At 71.5% G+C, this 17,017-nt stretch carries 18 protein-coding genes; 6 read left to right on the forward strand and 12 right to left on the reverse strand.

Annotated elements, in window-relative coordinates; all coding sequences use genetic code 11:
• Window positions 1-2: 2 nt before the first annotated feature.
• A complete protein-coding gene (locus WYO_RS13665; protein ID WP_007563345.1) occupies window positions 3-1,676 on the reverse strand; it encodes a hypothetical protein in 1,674 nt (557 codons plus the stop codon).
• Between the two features lie 302 nt (window positions 1,677-1,978).
• Between WYO_RS13665 and WYO_RS13670 the strand changes: the two genes are divergently transcribed.
• The 3 genes from WYO_RS13670 (at window position 1,979) to WYO_RS13680 (ending at window position 3,589) form a co-directional block, all read left to right on the forward strand.
• Entirely contained in the window at window positions 1,979-2,488 is a 510-nt protein-coding gene (locus WYO_RS13670) for a ferritin-like domain-containing protein (protein WP_007563347.1), read from the forward strand.
• Between the two features lie 169 nt (window positions 2,489-2,657).
• On the forward strand, window positions 2,658-3,221 hold the full coding sequence (locus tag WYO_RS13675; protein ID WP_047170821.1) for an isochorismatase family cysteine hydrolase: 564 nt from the start codon (window positions 2,658-2,660) through the stop codon (window positions 3,219-3,221).
• A gap of 170 nt (window positions 3,222-3,391) precedes the next feature.
• Window positions 3,392-3,589, forward strand: coding sequence for a hypothetical protein (locus WYO_RS13680; RefSeq protein WP_007563351.1), 198 nt, complete (start codon window positions 3,392-3,394; stop codon window positions 3,587-3,589).
• A gap of 97 nt (window positions 3,590-3,686) precedes the next feature.
• Here the strand turns inward: WYO_RS13680 and WYO_RS13685 are convergent, their stop codons facing one another.
• Window positions 3,687-4,457 carry a glucose 1-dehydrogenase gene (locus tag WYO_RS13685; RefSeq protein ID WP_007563353.1) on the reverse strand — a complete coding sequence of 257 codons (771 nt, stop codon included), beginning with the start codon at window positions 4,455-4,457 and terminating at the stop codon, window positions 3,687-3,689.
• Window positions 4,458-4,621: 164 nt separating this feature from the next.
• On the opposite strand from WYO_RS13685, the gene WYO_RS13690 reads away from it, so the two are divergent.
• The gene (locus tag WYO_RS13690) at window positions 4,622-5,245 is read left to right on the forward strand and encodes a TetR/AcrR family transcriptional regulator (RefSeq protein WP_007563356.1); all 624 of its coding nucleotides are present in this window, start codon (window positions 4,622-4,624) and stop codon (window positions 5,243-5,245) included.
• A gap of 73 nt (window positions 5,246-5,318) precedes the next feature.
• Here WYO_RS13690 and WYO_RS29355 read toward each other — a convergent pair whose 3' ends face one another.
• From WYO_RS29355 to WYO_RS13730, 8 genes are all read right to left on the reverse strand, one after another.
• Window positions 5,319-6,137, reverse strand: a complete 819-nt coding sequence (locus WYO_RS29355; protein WP_007563360.1) for a transferase hexapeptide repeat protein — start codon at window positions 6,135-6,137, stop codon at window positions 5,319-5,321.
• A gap of 293 nt (window positions 6,138-6,430) precedes the next feature.
• Window positions 6,431-6,775 (reverse strand): DUF1330 domain-containing protein, encoded by a 345-nt coding sequence (locus WYO_RS13700; protein WP_007563362.1) that lies wholly within the window; start codon window positions 6,773-6,775, stop codon window positions 6,431-6,433.
• A 62-nt stretch (window positions 6,776-6,837) separates the two neighbouring features.
• Window positions 6,838-7,530, reverse strand: a complete 693-nt coding sequence (gene pyrF, locus WYO_RS13705) for an orotidine-5'-phosphate decarboxylase (RefSeq protein ID WP_007563364.1) — start codon at window positions 7,528-7,530, stop codon at window positions 6,838-6,840.
• A 68-nt stretch (window positions 7,531-7,598) separates the two neighbouring features.
• Window positions 7,599-7,952, reverse strand: a complete 354-nt coding sequence (locus tag WYO_RS13710) for a BrnA antitoxin family protein (RefSeq protein WP_007563366.1) — start codon at window positions 7,950-7,952, stop codon at window positions 7,599-7,601.
• A complete protein-coding gene (locus tag WYO_RS13715; protein ID WP_007563368.1) occupies window positions 7,939-8,217 on the reverse strand; it encodes a BrnT family toxin in 279 nt (92 codons plus the stop codon). The genes WYO_RS13710 and WYO_RS13715 overlap by 14 nt, the downstream gene beginning before the upstream one ends.
• A 70-nt stretch (window positions 8,218-8,287) precedes the next feature.
• Window positions 8,288-8,914, reverse strand: coding sequence for a uracil-DNA glycosylase family protein (locus tag WYO_RS13720; protein ID WP_007563370.1), 627 nt, complete (start codon window positions 8,912-8,914; stop codon window positions 8,288-8,290).
• Between the two features lie 142 nt (window positions 8,915-9,056).
• Window positions 9,057-11,258: a xanthine dehydrogenase family protein molybdopterin-binding subunit gene (locus WYO_RS13725; RefSeq protein WP_007563372.1), complete on the reverse strand. Its 2,202-nt coding sequence runs from the start codon at window positions 11,256-11,258 to the stop codon at window positions 9,057-9,059.
• A 43-nt stretch (window positions 11,259-11,301) separates the two neighbouring features.
• Window positions 11,302-11,757: a (2Fe-2S)-binding protein gene (locus WYO_RS13730; RefSeq protein WP_007563374.1), complete on the reverse strand. Its 456-nt coding sequence runs from the start codon at window positions 11,755-11,757 to the stop codon at window positions 11,302-11,304.
• A 274-nt stretch (window positions 11,758-12,031) separates the two neighbouring features.
• Between WYO_RS13730 and WYO_RS13735 the strand changes: the two genes are divergently transcribed.
• A complete protein-coding gene (locus tag WYO_RS13735) occupies window positions 12,032-13,567 on the forward strand; it encodes a HAMP domain-containing sensor histidine kinase (RefSeq protein WP_007563376.1) in 1,536 nt (511 codons plus the stop codon).
• 316 nt (window positions 13,568-13,883) lie between these two features.
• On the opposite strand, the gene WYO_RS13740 is transcribed toward WYO_RS13735, so the two are convergent.
• The gene (locus WYO_RS13740) at window positions 13,884-14,300 is read right to left on the reverse strand and encodes an EVE domain-containing protein (RefSeq protein ID WP_007563378.1); all 417 of its coding nucleotides are present in this window, start codon (window positions 14,298-14,300) and stop codon (window positions 13,884-13,886) included.
• 90 nt (window positions 14,301-14,390) lie between these two features.
• Complete coding sequence (locus tag WYO_RS13745) at window positions 14,391-15,941, reverse strand: MFS transporter (RefSeq protein WP_007563380.1); 1,551 nt, start codon at window positions 15,939-15,941, stop codon at window positions 14,391-14,393.
• A 102-nt stretch (window positions 15,942-16,043) separates the two neighbouring features.
• Between WYO_RS13745 and WYO_RS13750 the strand changes: the two genes are divergently transcribed.
• Complete coding sequence (locus WYO_RS13750) at window positions 16,044-16,901, forward strand: LysR family transcriptional regulator (RefSeq protein ID WP_007563383.1); 858 nt, start codon at window positions 16,044-16,046, stop codon at window positions 16,899-16,901.
• Window positions 16,902-17,017 lie beyond the last annotated feature (116 nt).

The raw sequence follows: 17,017 nt of genomic DNA on the forward strand, positions 1-17,017 counted from the left end.
CCTCAGAACGGATAGTAGCGCAGCGAGGCCAACCCGGTGACGAGGTGGGCGGAGGGCTGGGCTCCGGAAGCGCCCCGGAAGGCGTCGCGCTCCGTGTAGGAAGCCTGGGCGCCCGCCACGAGCCGCCCATACGCGCCCTTGTACAGGTCGTGCCAGAAGCCCCCGGTGATCTGCCGGATGTCGCGGCTCTCCGCCTGGCAGGTCCCGCTCGCCGCCCCCTCGACGGCGCAGCCCGTGACCACCAGGGTGGGCGCGCCGTAGCCGGTGACGTTGCGGGCCCCGGCCCGCGACGCGTGCTCCCAGCCGGCATAGAGGTAGACGTCGGTGCCGGGCTGGATATGGGCGACCGCGCCGGTCAGCAGCTGGAAGGCCGGGATCGGGGCGATCGACCCGTCGGCCTTGAGGGCGAAGTCCGGCAGCTGCGCGGAGCCGTAGCGGCCGATGCCCTCGCCGACGAGGCCGCTGACCTGGACGTCGAGGATCTTGTCGATCACCGGCAGGGTCGCGGCGCCGCCGATGCCGTAGCCGAGGGCGCTGTCCGAGCGGCCGGGGAGGCGGGTCGCGGCCGTAATGTTCGTCGCGCTCAGGCGGTCGTCGAAGAAACGCACCAGCCCCTTGACCTCGTAATGGCCGAAGCCCGGCTCGACCGCGAGCTTGCCGACGATGTCGGGGGCGCTGTTGGTCGAGTAGGTGGTCGCGGTGTTGAGCAGGCCGGCGCCGTCGCCGGTGTTGTTGAGGTTGACCAGGCCGGGGGCGGCGAACGGGCTCGGCGGCAGGACGCTCTGGGGCGATTCCGCCGACAGGCCGGCCCAGAGCCCCGGCGCCAGATCCTTGACCACCCGCACCTGCGGATTGCGGGTCCAGTTGAAGCCCGGCACGTATTGCGCGTCGATGGTGAGCGGGACCTGCTCCTTGAGCGCCGTGATCCCGGCGAGATCCGTGGTGATCAGGCTCCAGGCCTGGCCCGCCAGGACGTGCCAGCCGGAATCCAGGGCGTCGACCGTGGCGAAGATCTGCCGGACCCGCGGCACGTAGCTGTTGCTCTCGCGCGAGTTCGAGGTGGTCCCGGCCGCCAGGAAGTCGATCTCGTAATAGCCCGAGATCTGAAGCGTCGGCTCGACCTTGGCGGTGAACAGGCCGCTCAGCCGGCTCTGCCGGGCCGAGAACCGGAACTCGCTCTCGCGCGATTGCGGGCTGTTGCGGAACGGGATGCCGTTGAAGTCGCTCGCGACGTCCGAGACGAGGTTGGGATTGCGGAACACGCCCGCCAGCTCGACGAAGCCCCCCGGAGTGAAGCAGATCGCCGGCCCGAGCGCGTAGCTGCCGGCGTTGCAGACCAGGTCGTTGGCGAGGATCACCGGCGTATGCTCGGAGGCGGCCGGCCGCGCCCCGCCGGGGCCGCCCACCTGCGCCACCCGCTGCTGACGCTCGGTCCGTGCGGCGAGGCGCTCCTGCTCATGCGACAGGGCCCGGCGGGCGCGGGTCTCGCCGGCGAGCGCGCTGCGCTGCGCGCCCGCCTGCCGGCGCAGGGCCGCGAGTTCCTGCTGCAGGGCCTGCATCTGTCGCTGCATCGCGTCCATCCGGGCCGCCATCGCGGCGGCGTCCTGGGCGCGGGCGGGGAGGGCGGTGAGGCCGGCGGCGAGGGCCAGGGCCCCCGAAAGACGGACGCGGGACATCGAGCGTCACCCCGTTCAGGCGCGGTCCGGCAGGCGGACCGGAGGTGGGTTTCCGGCCTTGTCGGGCTGGTTCTGCGACGCGGGCGTGACGGCACCACCTTTAATCCCCACGCCCGGCCGGAAAGCCATCTTCTGCGCGCGGTGACCGGGTCGCTGTGACCCGGAGGCCACGCGCTCGGCGGGCGCGTCCGGGGCCGCTCGGGGCGGAGGCTGCGACCTTCCGACCGGAACTTGGCCGTGACGCCGCGGCGTTGTCCCCGAGATCGGATCGTCACGATCCACAACCATCGCGAGACAGCAGCATGACCTCTGACATACGCTCGATCTACGTCACGGCCCTCAAGAACACCCATGCCGTCGAGATGCAGGCCCTGCAGATCATGGAGCGGCAGGTCGAGCGCCTGGAGCGCTATCCGGAGATGGAGCAGGCCCTGCGCCGGCACATCCAGGAGACGCACGGCCAGCGCCAGCGCCTCGAGGAAGCCCTGCAGAGCCTGGGCGACGGTCCCTCGGCGCTGAAGGAAGGGTTCCTGGGCTTCGTCGGCAACATGATGGCGCTCGGCCACGCGCCCGCCCAGGACGAGATCCTGAAGAACACCTACGCCAACCACGCCTTCGAAAATTTCGAGATCGCGGCCTACGAGTCGCTGCTCACGATCGCGGACGCGGCCGGCCAGCAGGCCCACCGGACCGGCTTCCAGCAATCGCTGAAGGAGGAGCAGGGCATGGCCGAGGCGGTGCGGTCGCTGATCAAGCCGACCACCGAGCGCTACCTCGCGCTGACCACGGCCGGCGAGAAGGCCGATCGCTGACGCGACCGATCCCGGCCGGCCCGCTCGGGGCCGGCCGCCCATATCCCCCGCAGGAACATCGCCGCCCATGCGCGTGAGCGCGGACGCACGGACCGAGACCGGGTCATCGCCCGACGCGCATGCGGACGACAGCGGAGGATCCGCGACCGAGCCCCTCGGCCGGTCCTGCATGCATCTCTGCGTCGACATGCAGCGCATGTTCGCCGAGCCCACCGACTGGCAGACCCCGTGGATGGCGCGCGTGCTGCCGCAGGTGCGCCGGCTGGCCGAGGCCCATCCCGACCGGACCGTCTTCACCCGCTTCATCCCGGCCGCCCGGCCCGGCGAGGGGCGCGGCACCTGGGCGACCTATTCGGAGCGGTGGTCGGGCATGACCCGCGCCGAACTCGATCCGGGACTGATCGAACTGGTCCCGGATCTGGCCCGCCTGGTCCCGCCCGCCGCGGTGATCGACAAGACCGTCTACTCGCCCTGGCTCGAATCCGACCTCGACGCGCGCCTCCAGGCGCAGGGCGTCGACACCCTGATCGTCACCGGGGCGGAGACCGATGTCTGCGTGCTGGCCGCCGTGCTCGGCGGCGTCGATTTCGGCTACCGCATCGTGCTGGCCACGGACGGCCTGTGCAGCTCCTGCGACGAGGCCCACGACGCCCTCATGGTGATGTACCGGATGCGCTACGGGCACCAAGTCCTGACCCTCACCACCGACGAGATCCTGGAACGCTGGCCGTAAGCGCGCTGCACTGCACTGTTATAGTCAAGCTCTGACGAGATCAGTCCGGACAGGCCCCGGGGGACGAATACGCGATTCACGCCGCTTGCCGCGCGAAAAACAGTCGCGGACGGAGAACCGAATGGCAGCGTGACCGTTATGTCCTCGAACACTATTTCGGAGGGAAGGACATGGCCAAGCACGAGATCCTCGGGTACTTCGAGCACCGCCGCGACGGGGCCTGGGTGTGCGTCCGGCCGTTCACCCTCACCACGCGCGACGCCAGCGTCGATATCCGCCAGGGCATGCGCTTCGATTACGGCAAGCGCGTCGGCGGCCTCGACCTCGCCGAGTACCTGGAGCAGCTCGGCTCGCAGTTCGGCTCGTAGGAAGCGTCCCGCCCGGCCAGGCGCCGGCGGGCCCTCTTCGGACATCCCGTCTTTCGCGAGGGGCGCCGGGTCGACAGACTTGGCGCCCCTCGCCGTTTCAGGCCCCGCCCCACTGCATCGTGAGGCCGCCATCGACCACCAGCGTGTGGCCGGTGACGTAATCGGACGCGCCCGAGGCGAGATACAGGATCGCCTTGGCGATCTCCTCCGGCTGGCCGGCGCGATGAAACGGGATCCGCTCCAGGGACTGGTCGAGCACCTCGGTCTTCTCGAAGCGGTCGGCGGTCATGGGCGTCTCGATCAGGCCGGGGGCGACGTTGTTGACGTTGATCCGGTCCTCGGCGAGCTCCCGCGACAGGCTGCGGCACAGGGAGCCGAGCCCGGCCTTCGACATGCCGTAGGGGGCGCTCTCGGGCGTCGGCAGGTGCTGGGCCACCGAGGAGACGAACACGATCTTGCCGGCGCCGCCCTGCGACCGGCGCATCCCGATGAACGGGCGCGCGCAGAACAGCGGGCCCATCAGGTTCACGCGCAGGATCCGCTCCAGCACCGCGTCGTCCATCTCGGCGACCGGCATGCCGCTCATCGCCTGGCCGGCATTGGCCACCAGGATGTCGAGCGTGCCCAGCTCGCTGCCGATGCGGTCGTAGGCGGCGTTCACCGCGGCGGGATCGCCGACATCGAGCTGCAGCACCACGGCGCGGCGGCCGGCGGCCTCGACCCGGGCCGCGGTCTCGCGGATGCCGGCCTCGTCGGTGTGGTAGGTGATCGCCACGTCCGCGCCCTCCCGGGCGAACAGCTCCGCGGTCGCCTGCCCGATGCCGGAATCGGCTCCGGTGATCAGGGCTCGTTTGTCCGTCAGCATCATGATGCGCGCCTCGTTCGCTGGCCGCCCTGAAAGCGGCCGGATGCCGGGGCAATGGGTCGGGCCGGGGACGGTTCCGAACGCGCCGACCCGCCGCAGATAATCGTCAGCCGGGGGTGGCCGGGGGTCTTTGACGCCCGCCGCGCCCGTGCCCTAGTGAGGAGCGTATGTCCCTGGAAGCCCCGACCCCTCTGCTGGCGGAGGAGAGCGCGCCCACCACCCGCTGCCGCATCCTGGCGACGGCGGCGGGCTACTTTCGCGAGATCGGCTACCAGAAGACCACCGTGGCGGACATCGCCCGGACGCTGAAGATGAGCCCGGCCAACGTCTACCGGTTCTTCGATTCGAAGAAGGCGATCAACGAGGCGGTGCTGGAGCGGCTGATCGGCGAGATCGAGGCCCTGGTCTCGGAGATTGCGGCCCGGCCCGGCCTGACCGCCACCGAGCGCCTCGTGGCGGCGATCGACCTCCTGCACCGCGACTGCACGCGGCGCTGCGAGGAATTTCCCCGGCTCCACGAGATGGTCGAGGCGGCCATGGGCGAGAGCTGGGAGGTCTGCCGCCACCACATCGCCCGGATCACCGCCGGGTTCGAGCGCATCGTCCGCGAGGGCGTGGAGCGAGGCGAGTTCGAGGCCGCCGACCCTGCAGAAGCGGCCGCCTGCATCCATGCCGGCATCGTCCGCTACACGCATCCGCTGCTGGTCGGGCAGGCCGCCCTGCAGCCGGTGCCGTCCCTCGAGGCCATGACCGCGTTCCTGTTGCGGGGCCTCGCGCCGAGGGGGCGATAGCCCGGCACGCGGGCCGCCGACGGACGGATCTCTTAGATCGCGGGACGCGCCGACCGATCGAACGGCCGTCACCTCACGTCCCGGGCATTCCGTTCGGCGCCTTGGCGGCCCCTCGCGCGGCGTGCCGGATCCGGCCGGGATGATCCTCCACCATCCGGATCGCGTGGAGGCAATCGGCCTCGTGATCGGTCCCGCCATGATCGCGGGCTAGCAGGGCCTTCAGGGTCGGCGTGTCGAAGCGGCCGGCCCCCGCCCCGATCCACCAATGCAGCCCGGCCTTGCTCTGGACCGCCGTTGCCCAGGACGACCCCTTGCCCCAGGGGCCGACCACAAGGAACCAATCCGTGGCGCCGATGCGGACGCGATGGTCGATGCGGAAATGGTCGCCGATGCGAACATCGCTGCCGATCATGGCCTGCCAGCCGATCGTCGTACCGTCGCCGATGAAGGCGCGGGAGCCGATCCTGGCGCGAACGCCGATCCGCGCGTCGACGCCGATATAGGCGCTGGACCCGATCGTGGCGCCGGTTCCGATATCGGCGTCGTTGCGGACGGTGGCACCGTCGCCGATCCGCGCCCTGTCGCCGATCCGGACGCGGGCCTCGATCTCAGCCTTCTCGCCGATGCCGGCGCAGAACCCCACGACGGCGCCGGACCGGATCCTGGCGCCGTCGCCGATGACCGCCTCGCCCAGGCAGGCCTCGTCGTTCACGATGACGTCGGCCCCGATGACGGCGCCGGGCCAAACGGTGGCGCGTGCGTCCAGATAGGCGGTCGGATGAACGCGGGCCGAGCACCCGACGATTGCGCCGGGCGACCCGTCCGGGTTGGGCCGGCGGACGGCGTCGGCCTCGTGGAAGCCACCGAAGCGGTGGCGGAAAGACTCGGGCATGGGGAGCGCTGGGAACGTTGCGACCGGATCCGGCGGAACACCGGATCGAATCGCAGTCCGTCCGGCGCCCGCGACGAGCCGGGCCGGTTACGCGACCGCGGGGCCGCAGCCAAGCCGGCATCGCACGGGATGTCGACGGCCTGACCAGGCATCTCCTGCACGCGACGTGCCCAGGCAGGCGCGGGCATGCGGTGCGCGATCGCGACCCGATCTTCGAGGCTGTCGCCGCCCTTCAGGGCCTTTCGATCCCGCACCCGGTCCGTGATGGATAGGCCACCCCTCGGACGGGAAGCCTATTCCGAGGCCCGCCCGGCCTCCGGCGCCGGCTCGGAGGTGCTCGGCTGCGGGCCGTCATAGCCCTCGATCACCAGGATCTCGGCCTCGACGCCGCCGCGCTGCTTGGCCTTGGCTGCCTGGTAGAGATCCGAGTTCCAGCAGGCGAGGGCGTCGGCGTAGCTCGGGAACTCGATCACCACGTTGCGGGACCGGGGCTGCCCCATCACCGCCTCGAAGGCGCCGCCGCGCACCAGGAAGCGCCCGCCATGCTTGGCGAAGGCGGCGCCGTTGGCGGCCACGTAATCCTTGTAGGCCTCCGCGTCGCGGACATCGACCCGCGCGATCCAGTAGCCCTTCGCCATCCTGCGCCTCATCGGTTGCGGAGGTGAGATGGATTCCGGTTGTCGGAAGGCAATGCCGGGATTCAGGCGAGTTCGGCGACGATCGCCTGCGCGACCGCGCGGGGATCGGCGGCGCCGGTGATCGGGCGCCCGACCACCACGTGGTCGATCCCGACCTTGCGGGCATCCCCGGGAGTCATCACCCGCTTCTGGTCGCCGGCCTCCGCGCCCGCCGGGCGGATGCCCGGGGTGACGATCAGCCGGTCCGGCCCGACGATGCGCCGGACCGAGGCCGCCTCGGCCGCCGAGCAGACCAGGCCGTCGACGCCGATCTCCGCGGCCTGGGCGGCGCGCTTGGCGACCAGTTCGGCCACCGGCAGGCCGTAGCCGGCCTCCGCGGCGTCGGCATCGTCGTAGGAGGTGAGCACCGTCACGGCCAGGATCTTCAGATCCGCCCCCCGCCCGCGCACGGCCGCCCGCATGGTCTGGGGATAGGCGTGCACGGTGAGGAAGGTGGCGCCCAGGCCCGAGGCCGAGCGCACGCCCTCCTCCACGGTGTTGCCGATGTCGTGCAGCTTCAGGTCGAGGAACACCTTGAGGCCGCGCGCCGCCAGCCGCTCGGCGAGCGCCAGGCCGCCCGCATAGCCCAGCCGGTAGCCGATCTTGTAGAAGGTCGCGGCATCGCCGATCCGGTCGATCAGCGCCTCGGCCTCGGCCACGCTCGGGAGATCGAGGGCCACGATCAGGCGGTCGCGGGGGTCTGCACGCACGGTCATCGGGGCGTCCTTCGGGCTGGCGGCACGGATCACGCCGCGGCGATCCCTGTCAATCCGGCCCGGGCGCGTCAGCCGCGCTTGACGGCCCTGGACCGCCGCTTGCCGCGGGCGATCCCCGCGGCCAGGGCCTCGTTCATGCGCGCCTGCCAGCCGGGACCGCCGGCCTTGTAGGCGGCGAGCACGTCGGGATCCACGCTCAGGGTGAGCTGTACGCGCCCGCTCTCAGCCTGCGAGGGGCTCCCCTGGGTCAGCGCGGCGTAGACGGCGGGCGGAAGCACGTCGCGGGCCGGGCGCAGACGCGCAAGTTCCGCATCGGTCAGTTCCTCCGAATCGGGATTGTTGGCGATGGCCGCCTGCAGGAGCGCCTCCTCGGCATCGCTGAGGGGAGGCGCCCTTCGCTTGGTCGTGTCACGCGTCGTCATAGGCCATCCGCTCCTTCCGGCTCGCCGGGCGCAGGCTGATCGCCGAAACCGCCTCGGTTCCGAGCACCGCGAAGGTGAGGGTCACGAGCTGCGAGTCCAGGAAACCGACGGCCTTGAAGCGGCGCCCGCCGGTCTTGCTCGCGTGGGTCTCGCTGACCAGGGCGGTGTCCCATTCGAAACGGGCCTGTGCATCGGCGAAATCCAGGCCATGCCCCTCGGGCGGCGGCCTGAGGTTCCTCTGACGCTTCGGCTCGTCCCAGACCATCCGCACACGATTTTTGTAGCGCCCGGATGGCGGCGCCGTCGAGCCTGTTCAGCCCCCGCTCCGAGACGTCTCACCCGCCCAGCACCCGCGCCACCTCCGCCTTCAGCACCGGCAGCAGCTCCGCCTCGAACCAGGGCTCGCGCTTGAGCCAGCCGTTGTTGCGCCAGGACGGGTGGGGCAGGGGCAGAACCCGGGGGCGGCGGGGCTCGGCGAGGATCGCGCGCCAGCGCCGCACAGTGCCGGTCAGGCCGTCCTCCATCCGGCCCAGATGCCAGGCCTGCGCGTACTGGCCGATCACCAGGATGAGATCGAGGTTCGGCAGGCCGGAGAACAGCTCCGCGCGCCAGCGCTCGGCGCATTCCCGGCGCGGCGGCCGGTCGCCGCCCTTGGCGTCGAGGCCGGGGAAGCAGGAGCCCATCGGCACGATCGCCACCTGCGCGGGGTCGTAGAACCGCGCCTCGTCGAGGCCGAGCCAGCTCCGCAGCCGTACCCCGGACGGGTCGGTGAAGGGCAGGCCGGTGCGGTGGGCCCGGGTGCCGGGGGCCTGGCTCGCCACGCAGAGCCGCGCGCCGGTGCTGCCCTGCACGATTGGCCGCGGCTCCTGGGGCAGGGGCGGCCCGTAGAGCGGGCTGTCCCGGCACAGGCGGCAGGCGCGCAGGCGGGCGGCAATGTCTTCGAACGGGGCGGGGGACGGCATCCGCCCAAGATGGCGAGCGGCCGCGCGGAAACCAAAAAAAACGGCGCGGTGTCGCGCCGCGCCGTCGTCAGTCGGGTCTCTTGCCTTGGGGGGAAGGCCCCTCTTTCCTACGCCGGGCCGGACAGGCGCGCCGTGCGATTCGTCACGCGCCCTTCACGCCGGAGAGGTCGAGGGGCAGGGCGCGCAGGCGCCGGCCGGTGGCGGAGAACACCGCGTTGGCGATGGCCGGTGCCAGCACGGGCACGCCCGGCTCGCCGATGCCGGTGGGGGCGGCCTGGCTCGGCACGATATGCACCTCGACCTTCGGCATCTCGCTCATCCGGGTCGGCTCGTAGGCGTCGAAATTGTGCTCCTGCACCTGCCCGTCCTTGAGGGTGATGCGGTTGCGCAGCACCGCCGACAGGGCGAAGCCGACCGCGCCCTCGACCTGGGCGCGGATCACGTCCGGGTTGACCGGGACGCCGACATCCACCGCCGCCACGATCCGGTTCACCCGGATCCCGGCCTCCTGCGCGGAGACGTCGGCCACCATAGCGACGTAGGAGCCGAAGGATTCGTGGACCGCCACCCCAAGGCCGCGGCCCTTCTCCTGCGGCTTACCCGTCCAGCCGGCCTTGTCGGCGGCGAGCTTCAGCACGCCGGAGAGGCGCGGCGCCTGCGCGAGCAGCGACAGCCGGTAGGCCACGGGATCGACGGCGGCGGCATGGGCCAGCTCGTCGATCATCACCTCCATCACGTGCGCCGTGTGGGTGTGGCCGACCGAGCGCCACCACAGGACCGGCACGCCCTCGCGGCCATTATGGACGCCGAAGCGGTAGGCCGGCAGCGCGTAGGGCGTGTCGGAGGCGCCCTCGACGGTGGTCGAGTCGATGCCGTTCTTGACGATCATCGCCTCGAAGGGCGAGCCGATCATGATCGACTTGCCGACCATGACGTGGTCCCAGCCGACCACCGCGCCCTTGGCGTCGATGCCGGCCCGGACCTTGTGCAGCACGGTCGGGCGGTAATAGCCGCCGGCCATGTCGTCCTCGCGGGTCCAGACCAGGTGCACGGGCGCCTTCTCGCCGGTGGCCTTGAGCACGGTGGCGGCCTCCGCGAGGTAGTCGGCGGTGGGCGTCGCCCGGCGGCCGAAGGAGCCGCCGGCCCAGTTGCTGTGGAGCCGGACCCGGTCGGGCGTCACCCCGAGGATCGCCGCCATGGTCGCCTGCTCCACGGTCTGGAACTGGAAGCCGGCATAGACGTCGTAGCCGCCGTCGGCCGCCCGCTCGATCGTGGCGTTCAGGGGCTCCATCGCCGCGTGGGCGAGGTACGGGAAGGTGAACTCGGCCTCGATCACCTTGGCGGCGCCCTTAAGCGCGGCCTGCGGGTCGCCGCGCTCCGAGGCGGTGAGGCCGGGGCTCTTGGCCCGCTCCCGGTACTCGGCCAGGATCGCCTCGGACGAGCGGGTCTCGGCGGTGCTGTCGTCCCAGGTGACGGTCAGCGCCTCGCGGCCCTTCATGGCCGCCCAGGTGTCCCGGGCGATCACGGCCACCCCGGTGGGGACCTGGACCACGTCGAGCACGCCGGTGACCTTCCGGGCCGCGGCGGCGTCGAAACCCTTCACGGTGGCGCCGAAGCGCGGCGCGCGGGCGACGACGGCGGTGACCTGGTTCGGGCGGCGGATGTCCAGGGAATAGATCGCCGAGCCGTTGGTCTTGGCCACGGAATCGAGGCGCGGCACCTTCTGGCCGATGAGTTTCCACTCGCTCGGGTCCTTGAGCCGCGGCTCGGACGGCACCGGCAGGGAGGCGGCCGAGGCCGCGAGCTCGCCGAACCGGGCCTGCCGGCCCGACGCCGCGTGGCGCACCACGCCGTCCGCGACGGTGATCTGCGAGACCGGGACCTTCCAGCGGAAGGCCGCCTCGGCCATCAGCATCTCCCGGGCGGCGGCCCCGGCCTTGCGCAGCTGGAACCAGGAATTGGCCACCGCGGTGGAGCCGCCGGTGCCCTGGATCGGGCCCATCAGGCTGTTGTTGTAGAGCGTCGCGTCCGCGGGCGCGAACTCTGTGCGGACCGTCTTCCAGTCGGCGCCGAGCTCGTCGGCCAGGATCGTGGCCAGCCCGGTCGTGTTCCCCTGGCCCATGTCCAGGTGCTTGATCACCACCGTGACGGTGTCGTCCGGGGCGATCCGCACGAAGGCGTTGGGCTGGGCCTTGACGCCCGCGAGGTCCGGGCCGGCGGCGGCCCGGGCGGGTTTCGCGTCTAGCCGGAAGGCGACCACGATGGCGCCGGCGCCGGCCAGGAAGCCCCGGCGGCTGGTCCGGACGGGGGGCGGGACTCGGTTCGGTCGACGGGCGTTCAGCATGGCGGCGATGCTCCGGTCAGGACCGCGGGGAGGGGCAGGGACTTCACGCGAGGTCGCGCGCGGCCTCGTGGATCGCGGCGCGGATGCGCTGGTAGGTGCCGCAGCGGCAGATGTTGCCGTCCATGGCGCCGTCGATGTCGCCGTCGCTGGGCTTGGCGTTGCCGGACAGGAGCCCGATCGCCGACATGATCTGCCCGGACTGGCAGTAGCCGCACTGCACGACGTCGAGCTTGCGCCAGGCGGCCTGGACGGCCTCGGCCACGCGGCCCGAGACGCCCTCGATGGTGGTCACCTGGGCGGTGCCGACATCGCCGAGCTTGGTCTGGCAGGACCGCACCGGCTGCCCGTCGAGATGGACCGTGCAGGCGCCGCACTGGGCGATGCCGCAGCCGTACTTGGTACCGGTGGCGTCGAGGCGGTCGCGCAGGACCCAGAGCAGCGGCATGTCCGGGTCGGCGTCGACCTCGTGGGTGACGCCGTTGACGGTGAGCTTCGGCATGGTCGGCGGCCCTCGGTCGACACGCGGAATCCGGCGCGCACCGGATCGCGGCACTCGGCCCGCCACGCGTGTGATTTACCGTAATCCGCCCCGGCCCGGCAACGATGTGTGGCAGCGCACGGACACCCGGAGCGCCTCGCGCCGGGATGAGCCCGATCCCTAAGATCCGACCGATCTCGGCAGCCGCTTCTTAAGACATCCGCCCCATCCTGGCGCGATCACCACCCCGCCCAGCTGCCTCGCCGCCGCGTTCGAGCCGAGTTTCAAGAGACCCATGTCCGATCTCACCGTCGAGATGGTGCAGCGCGGTCGCGGCCCCTCGACGGAGGAAGCGGCGCGACGCCTCGGTGTCGCCCGCGAGATCCGCTCGGCCCGCGAGAAGCTGACCTCGCAGACCGGCCTCGAGCGGGCCTTCGACCACGAGCTTCTGCGGCATTACGCTCAGTACCGGGCCGGCGCCGGCATCCCGCTGGTCCTGTTCGCCGCGGCGCTGGCCACGGCGGCGACCTTCTGGATCGCGCCTGTCGTCGCCGCCCTCTGGGCGCTCGGCGTGTTCGTGATGATCACGCTCAACACCACGCTGAGCCGGGCCTTCCTGCGGGCCGACGCGGCGACGATCCCGCTCGCCCGCTGGCGCCGCCGGTTCCTGATCGGCGAGGTGCTGCAGAGCCTGTCGTGGTCGGCGATGATTGGGCTCGGCGCCACCGGCGGCTGGACCTTCGCGCTGTTCGGCCTGGTGATCGCGGCGGCCGTCACCACCATGCTGGCCGCCACCGTGCCGGCGGCGGCGGTGACCGCCCTGGTGCCGCTGGGCCTCGCCACCGCGTCGCTGGCCGCCTTCTCCACGGGCATGGACGCGCTGCTGCTGCTGGCGATGGCCGGGGGCGCGCAGATCTTCTTCCTGGGCCTGTCGCGCCGCCTCTACGCCTCGACGGTGGGCGCCCTGCGCTCGCGGGCCGAGAAGGACGCGGTGTTCGGCGAGTTGGAGCAGGCCAAGGCCAATTCCGACGAGGCGCGCCGCCGGGCCGAGGAGGCCAACCTCGCCAAATCCCGCTTCCTTGCCACCATGAGCCACGAGCTGCGCACGCCGCTCAACGCCATCCTGGGCTTCTCGGAGGTGATGAAGAACGAGGTGTTCGGCATCCACACGGCGCCGTCCTACCGCGAGTACTCGAACGACATCCACGACAGCGGGATGCACCTCCTCAACCTGATCAACGAGATCCTCGACCTGTCGCGGATCGAGGCCGGCCGCTACGAGCTCAACGAGGAGGCGGTGCAGCTCGCCCACATCGTGGAGGAGTGCCGCCACATGATGGGGCTGCGCGCCAAGGCGAAGAACCAGACCTTCCACGACCTCGTCGACGGCTCCCTGCCGCGGCTCTGGGCGGACGAGCGGGCCCTGCGCCAGATCGTGCTCAACCTCCTGTCGAACGCCGTGAAGTTCACGCCGCCCGGCGGCGAGATCTGGCTGAAGGTCGGCTGGACCGCCTCGGGCGGGCAATACGTCTCGGTGAAGGACAGCGGCCCCGGCATCCCCGAGGACGAGCTCGGCACCGTGATGTCCTCGTTCGGCCGCGGCTCCCTGGCGATCAAGACCGCCGAGCAGGGGTCCGGCCTCGGCCTGCCGATCGTGAAGGGGCTGGTGGAGCTCCACGGCGGCCAGTTCCAGCTGTCCTCGCGGCCGCGCGAGGGCACCGAGGTGATCGTCACCCTGCCGGCCTCCCGGGTGATGGACACGCTGCCCCCGGTCGATGTCGGCGCCGACGCCTTCGTGCCGGCCCGCAACGCCTTCAACCGCGCCGCCTGAGACGGAAGGGTAGCCGAAGGGCTCAGCCCTTTGACGAGGTCCCACCATCGAGCCCGGCGTTCCGGGGCCGCATCCACCCCGTCATCCCGGGGCGCCGCAGGCGAGCCCGGGATCCAGAGCCGCCGACGGCGCAAGACCTTGCTGCACCTGCGTATCTGGATCCCGGGCTCCGCTTCGCGGCCCCGGGATGACGGGATTGTTGCGAGAGCGGTTTCTGTAAACCCCTGCTCCGTCGAGCAAGCGGGACAGTTCGCTGGCCGCCGAGTTCGACGAACACTTCGAACGGGCTGTTCGCGCCCCCTTTGAAACCGGGACCTTACGGGGCCTCGGCCAGGGCGCGGATGCGGTTCCACTCGGCCTCGGTGACCGGCTGCACCGACAGGCGCGAATTGTTCACCAGCACCATGTCGGCGAGCGCCGGATCGGCCTTGATCGCGTCCAGCGTCACCGGCCGGGGCAGGGCCTCGACGGCCTTCACGTCGACCATGCCGAAGCGGCCGGTCTCGTCGGTGTGGTCGGGGTAATAGGGCCGGATCACCTCGACGATGCCGACCACCGCCTTGCCCTCGTTCGAGTGGTAGAAGAAGCCCCGGTCGCCGACCTGCATGGCCATCAGGTGCTTCTTGGCCAGGTGGTTGCGCACGCCGTTCCAGTGCGTCCCGGCCGCGCCGGCCTCGACCTGCTGGTCCCACGACCAGGTCGCGGGCTCGGATTTGAACAGCCAGTACGCCATCACGCCGTCTCTCGAGGGCCGCCCCGTCGCGGCGGCACGGCCCCCATAGCGCAGCTCTCCCCGGGGCGCACAGGCCCCTCCGGCGGCGGTTCACCGTCCGTTGCGGCCGAGCACGAGCCGGCTCGCCCCCGCGAAGGCCCAGGCGCAGAGCCCGCCATAGAGCATCACCCGGTCGAAGCCCCGGACCAGCGCCTGCCGGGCGATCGACTCGGTGAGATCTGCGACCCCGGCCACCGCGAGGTTGCCGGCGGCGACCGCCTCCGCGAGGGCGTCGAGCGCCGTCCCCTGCAGAAGCGGTTCGAGGCCGGATCGGACGCCCTGGAGCAGGAGGAAGCCCATCAGGGCGATGTTGACGGCGAGCGAAATCATCCGCGCGCTCATATCCATGCCCGAGGCCATCCCGGCGCGCTCCGGGGGCAGGGCGCCCGTGGCGGTGTTGGTGACCGGCGTGTTGGTGAGGCCGAGCCCGATGCCGGCCAGGAGGCAGCCGGGCAGCAGCGTCGGCCAGCCCGCCTGCGTGCCAATGACGGCCAGCCGCATCAGCAGGAAGCCGGCGCCGATGGTGAACAGGCCGAGCGGGATAACCAGGCCCGGGCCGTCGCGCAGGAGAAGCCGCTCTGCCAGGGGCGGCACCACCAGGGTCGGCAGCGTATAGGCCAGGAGCGCGAGGCCGGCGCCCAGGCTGTCGTAGCCCAGCACCGCCTGGAAGTAGATCGGCAGGTAGATGACGAACGGCCAGAAGCTGAAATTCATCGCGCTCGATCCGAGCAGGGCGCCCGCGAAGCGGCGGTTCCGGAAAGCCGCGAAGTCGAACATCGGCCGGGCCGCCCGGGTCTCGACGACGACGAACGCCACGAGGCTCACGGCGCCGGCGAGCGCCAGCAGGCTCGCCGGATCGTCCCAGCGGAGCGGCTGCCCGCGGGTGATCAGGTAGACCAGGCTGAACACCGCGAGCGACAGCGTCGCGATGCCGGCACCGTCGACGCGCCTGGCCTGGGGATCGGAGGATTCGACGATGCCGGCCCGTGCCAGGCCGATTGTGACCAGCGCCAGCAGGACGTGGATCAGGAACACCCATTCCCAGCTCACGGCCGCAACGGTGATGCCGCCGATCAGCGGGCCGAAGCCGAGGCCGAAGCCGAACACGATCCCCCACCAGCCGAAGGCCGTCCCGCGCTCGGGCCCGTCCCGGAACTGGTGCGACAGGACCGCGGTCTGGCAGGCCAGCATCGCGGCGGCGCTCGCCCCCTGGAGGGACCGGGCCGCGATCAGCACCGGGGCGCTCGGCGCCAGGCCGCAGGCCAGGGAGGCCGCCCCGAACGCCGCCACGCCGATCAGGAAGACGCGCCGGCGCCCGAACCGGTCGGCCAGGGTCCCCATGGCCATCAGGCAGGTGGTCATGGCCACTGTGTAGGCGTTCATGATCCACTGGAGCTGCCGGAAATCCGCCCCCAGGACCCGCTCCAGGGTCGGCAGGATCGACGGGATGCTGGAGATCTCCAGCCCCAGCATCAGCGCGGACAGGCATAGGGCCGCCAGCGCCAGGCTGTTTTCGGTCTTGCGATCGACCCGAACGGGATCCGGCCCGGCCCCGCACAGGGAACCGCGAACGTCTTGAAGGTCACTGAGCTTGCTCGTCATGATCCGCACCGTCGCCGGAGATACGAAGACGCGGCGGAGCCTGGCGCGCGGTTGATCACAACACAATCAAATGCCAATCTATTTCAGTGATGACGAAACTGGATGGTGCCGGTGCTCAGCCTCGACGTCGACGCGGTCCGGACCTTCGTGACGGTGGCGGACCACAGGAGCTTCACCCGGGCCGCCGAGGCGCTCGGGGTGACGCAGGGCGCGGTCAGCGTGAAGCTGCGGCGGCTGGAGGACCGGCTCGGCCAGCGGCTGATCGAGCGCACGCCCCGTCAGGTCCGGCTCTCGGCACAGGGCGAGATCTTCATCGGCGCGGCGCGGGAGTTTTTGGCCGCGCATGAGCGGGCCGTGGCGGGCCTCGCGGAGCCGCGCCGCCGGTTCCGGCTCGGGATCGCCGCCCACGTCATGGGCCCGGAGGTGCCGGGCCTGCTCGCCCGGCTGAAATCCCTCGACCCGGCGCTGGCGATCGAGGTGCTGCTCGACAATGCCCGCCCCCTGCTCGACGGCTTCGAGGCCGGCACGATCGACGCGGCCATCATCCGCAGCGACGACGACCGGCGCGACGGCGAGATCCTGGGGCCGGAGCATTTCGGCTGGTTCGCGGCGCCGCATTTCGAGCACCGGCCCGGCGATCCGCTGCGCCTGGCCGCGACCTCGCCCTGCTGCTCCATCCGGGACGTCGCCACCCAGCTCCTGGACCGGGCCGGCATCCCCTGGACGGAGGTGTTCCTCGGGGGCACCGCGGCAATCAGCGCCGCCCTGTCAGCTGGGCTGGCGGTCTCGGCCTTCCCGCGCCGGCTCGCCCCGGCCGACGCGATCGATGTCGGCGACGCGCTGGGCCTGCCGCCGATCCCCTCCCTCGCCCTCGTGCTGCACTCGTCCCTGACCGACCCGCGCAGCAAGGACGCGCTCCGGGCGATCACGGCGGCGTTCCGGGAGCACCGGAAGGGATAGCGGCCGGAGCCTTCCCGCTTGAGGTGCGCGATCCACCGGACCCTGAGAACCCAGAGCCTTAACCCAATCAGCTTGGCCGTAATGAAGTCTGCGGAGGGTGGATTTGCGACTGTCTG

Source organism: Methylobacterium sp. GXF4, from assembly GCF_000272495.1.
Taxonomy (GTDB): Bacteria; Pseudomonadota; Alphaproteobacteria; order Rhizobiales; family Beijerinckiaceae; genus Methylobacterium; species Methylobacterium brachiatum.

Bases quoted from the DNA above. Each gene is read 5' to 3' on its own strand.
- WYO_RS13675 (WP_047170821.1), top strand. From the start codon at position 2,658: ATGCATCTCTGCGTCGACATGCAGCGCATGTTCGCCGAGCCCACCGAC.
- WYO_RS13715 (WP_007563368.1), bottom strand. From the start codon at position 8,217: ATGGTCTGGGACGAGCCGAAGCGTCAGAGGAACCTCAGGCCGCCGCCC.
- WYO_RS13735 (WP_007563376.1), top strand. From the start codon at position 12,032: ATGTCCGATCTCACCGTCGAGATGGTGCAGCGCGGTCGCGGCCCCTCG.
- WYO_RS13740 (WP_007563378.1), bottom strand. From the start codon at position 14,300: ATGGCGTACTGGCTGTTCAAATCCGAGCCCGCGACCTGGTCGTGGGAC.
- WYO_RS29355 (WP_007563360.1), bottom strand. From the start codon at position 6,137: ATGCCCGAGTCTTTCCGCCACCGCTTCGGTGGCTTCCACGAGGCCGAC.
- pyrF (WP_007563364.1), bottom strand. From the start codon at position 7,530: ATGACCGTGCGTGCAGACCCCCGCGACCGCCTGATCGTGGCCCTCGAT.
- WYO_RS13700 (WP_007563362.1), bottom strand. From the start codon at position 6,775: ATGGCGAAGGGCTACTGGATCGCGCGGGTCGATGTCCGCGACGCGGAG.
- WYO_RS13720 (WP_007563370.1), bottom strand. From the start codon at position 8,914: ATGCCGTCCCCCGCCCCGTTCGAAGACATTGCCGCCCGCCTGCGCGCC.
- WYO_RS13690 (WP_007563356.1), top strand. From the start codon at position 4,622: ATGTCCCTGGAAGCCCCGACCCCTCTGCTGGCGGAGGAGAGCGCGCCC.
- WYO_RS13665 (WP_007563345.1), bottom strand. From the start codon at position 1,676: ATGTCCCGCGTCCGTCTTTCGGGGGCCCTGGCCCTCGCCGCCGGCCTC.
- WYO_RS13685 (WP_007563353.1), bottom strand. From the start codon at position 4,457: ATGATGCTGACGGACAAACGAGCCCTGATCACCGGAGCCGATTCCGGC.
- WYO_RS13750 (WP_007563383.1), top strand. From the start codon at position 16,044: ATGGTGCCGGTGCTCAGCCTCGACGTCGACGCGGTCCGGACCTTCGTG.
- WYO_RS13670 (WP_007563347.1), top strand. From the start codon at position 1,979: ATGACCTCTGACATACGCTCGATCTACGTCACGGCCCTCAAGAACACC.
- WYO_RS13680 (WP_007563351.1), top strand. From the start codon at position 3,392: ATGGCCAAGCACGAGATCCTCGGGTACTTCGAGCACCGCCGCGACGGG.
- WYO_RS13725 (WP_007563372.1), bottom strand. From the start codon at position 11,258: ATGCTGAACGCCCGTCGACCGAACCGAGTCCCGCCCCCCGTCCGGACC.
- WYO_RS13710 (WP_007563366.1), bottom strand. From the start codon at position 7,952: ATGACGACGCGTGACACGACCAAGCGAAGGGCGCCTCCCCTCAGCGAT.
- WYO_RS13745 (WP_007563380.1), bottom strand. From the start codon at position 15,941: ATGACGAGCAAGCTCAGTGACCTTCAAGACGTTCGCGGTTCCCTGTGC.
- WYO_RS13730 (WP_007563374.1), bottom strand. From the start codon at position 11,757: ATGCCGAAGCTCACCGTCAACGGCGTCACCCACGAGGTCGACGCCGAC.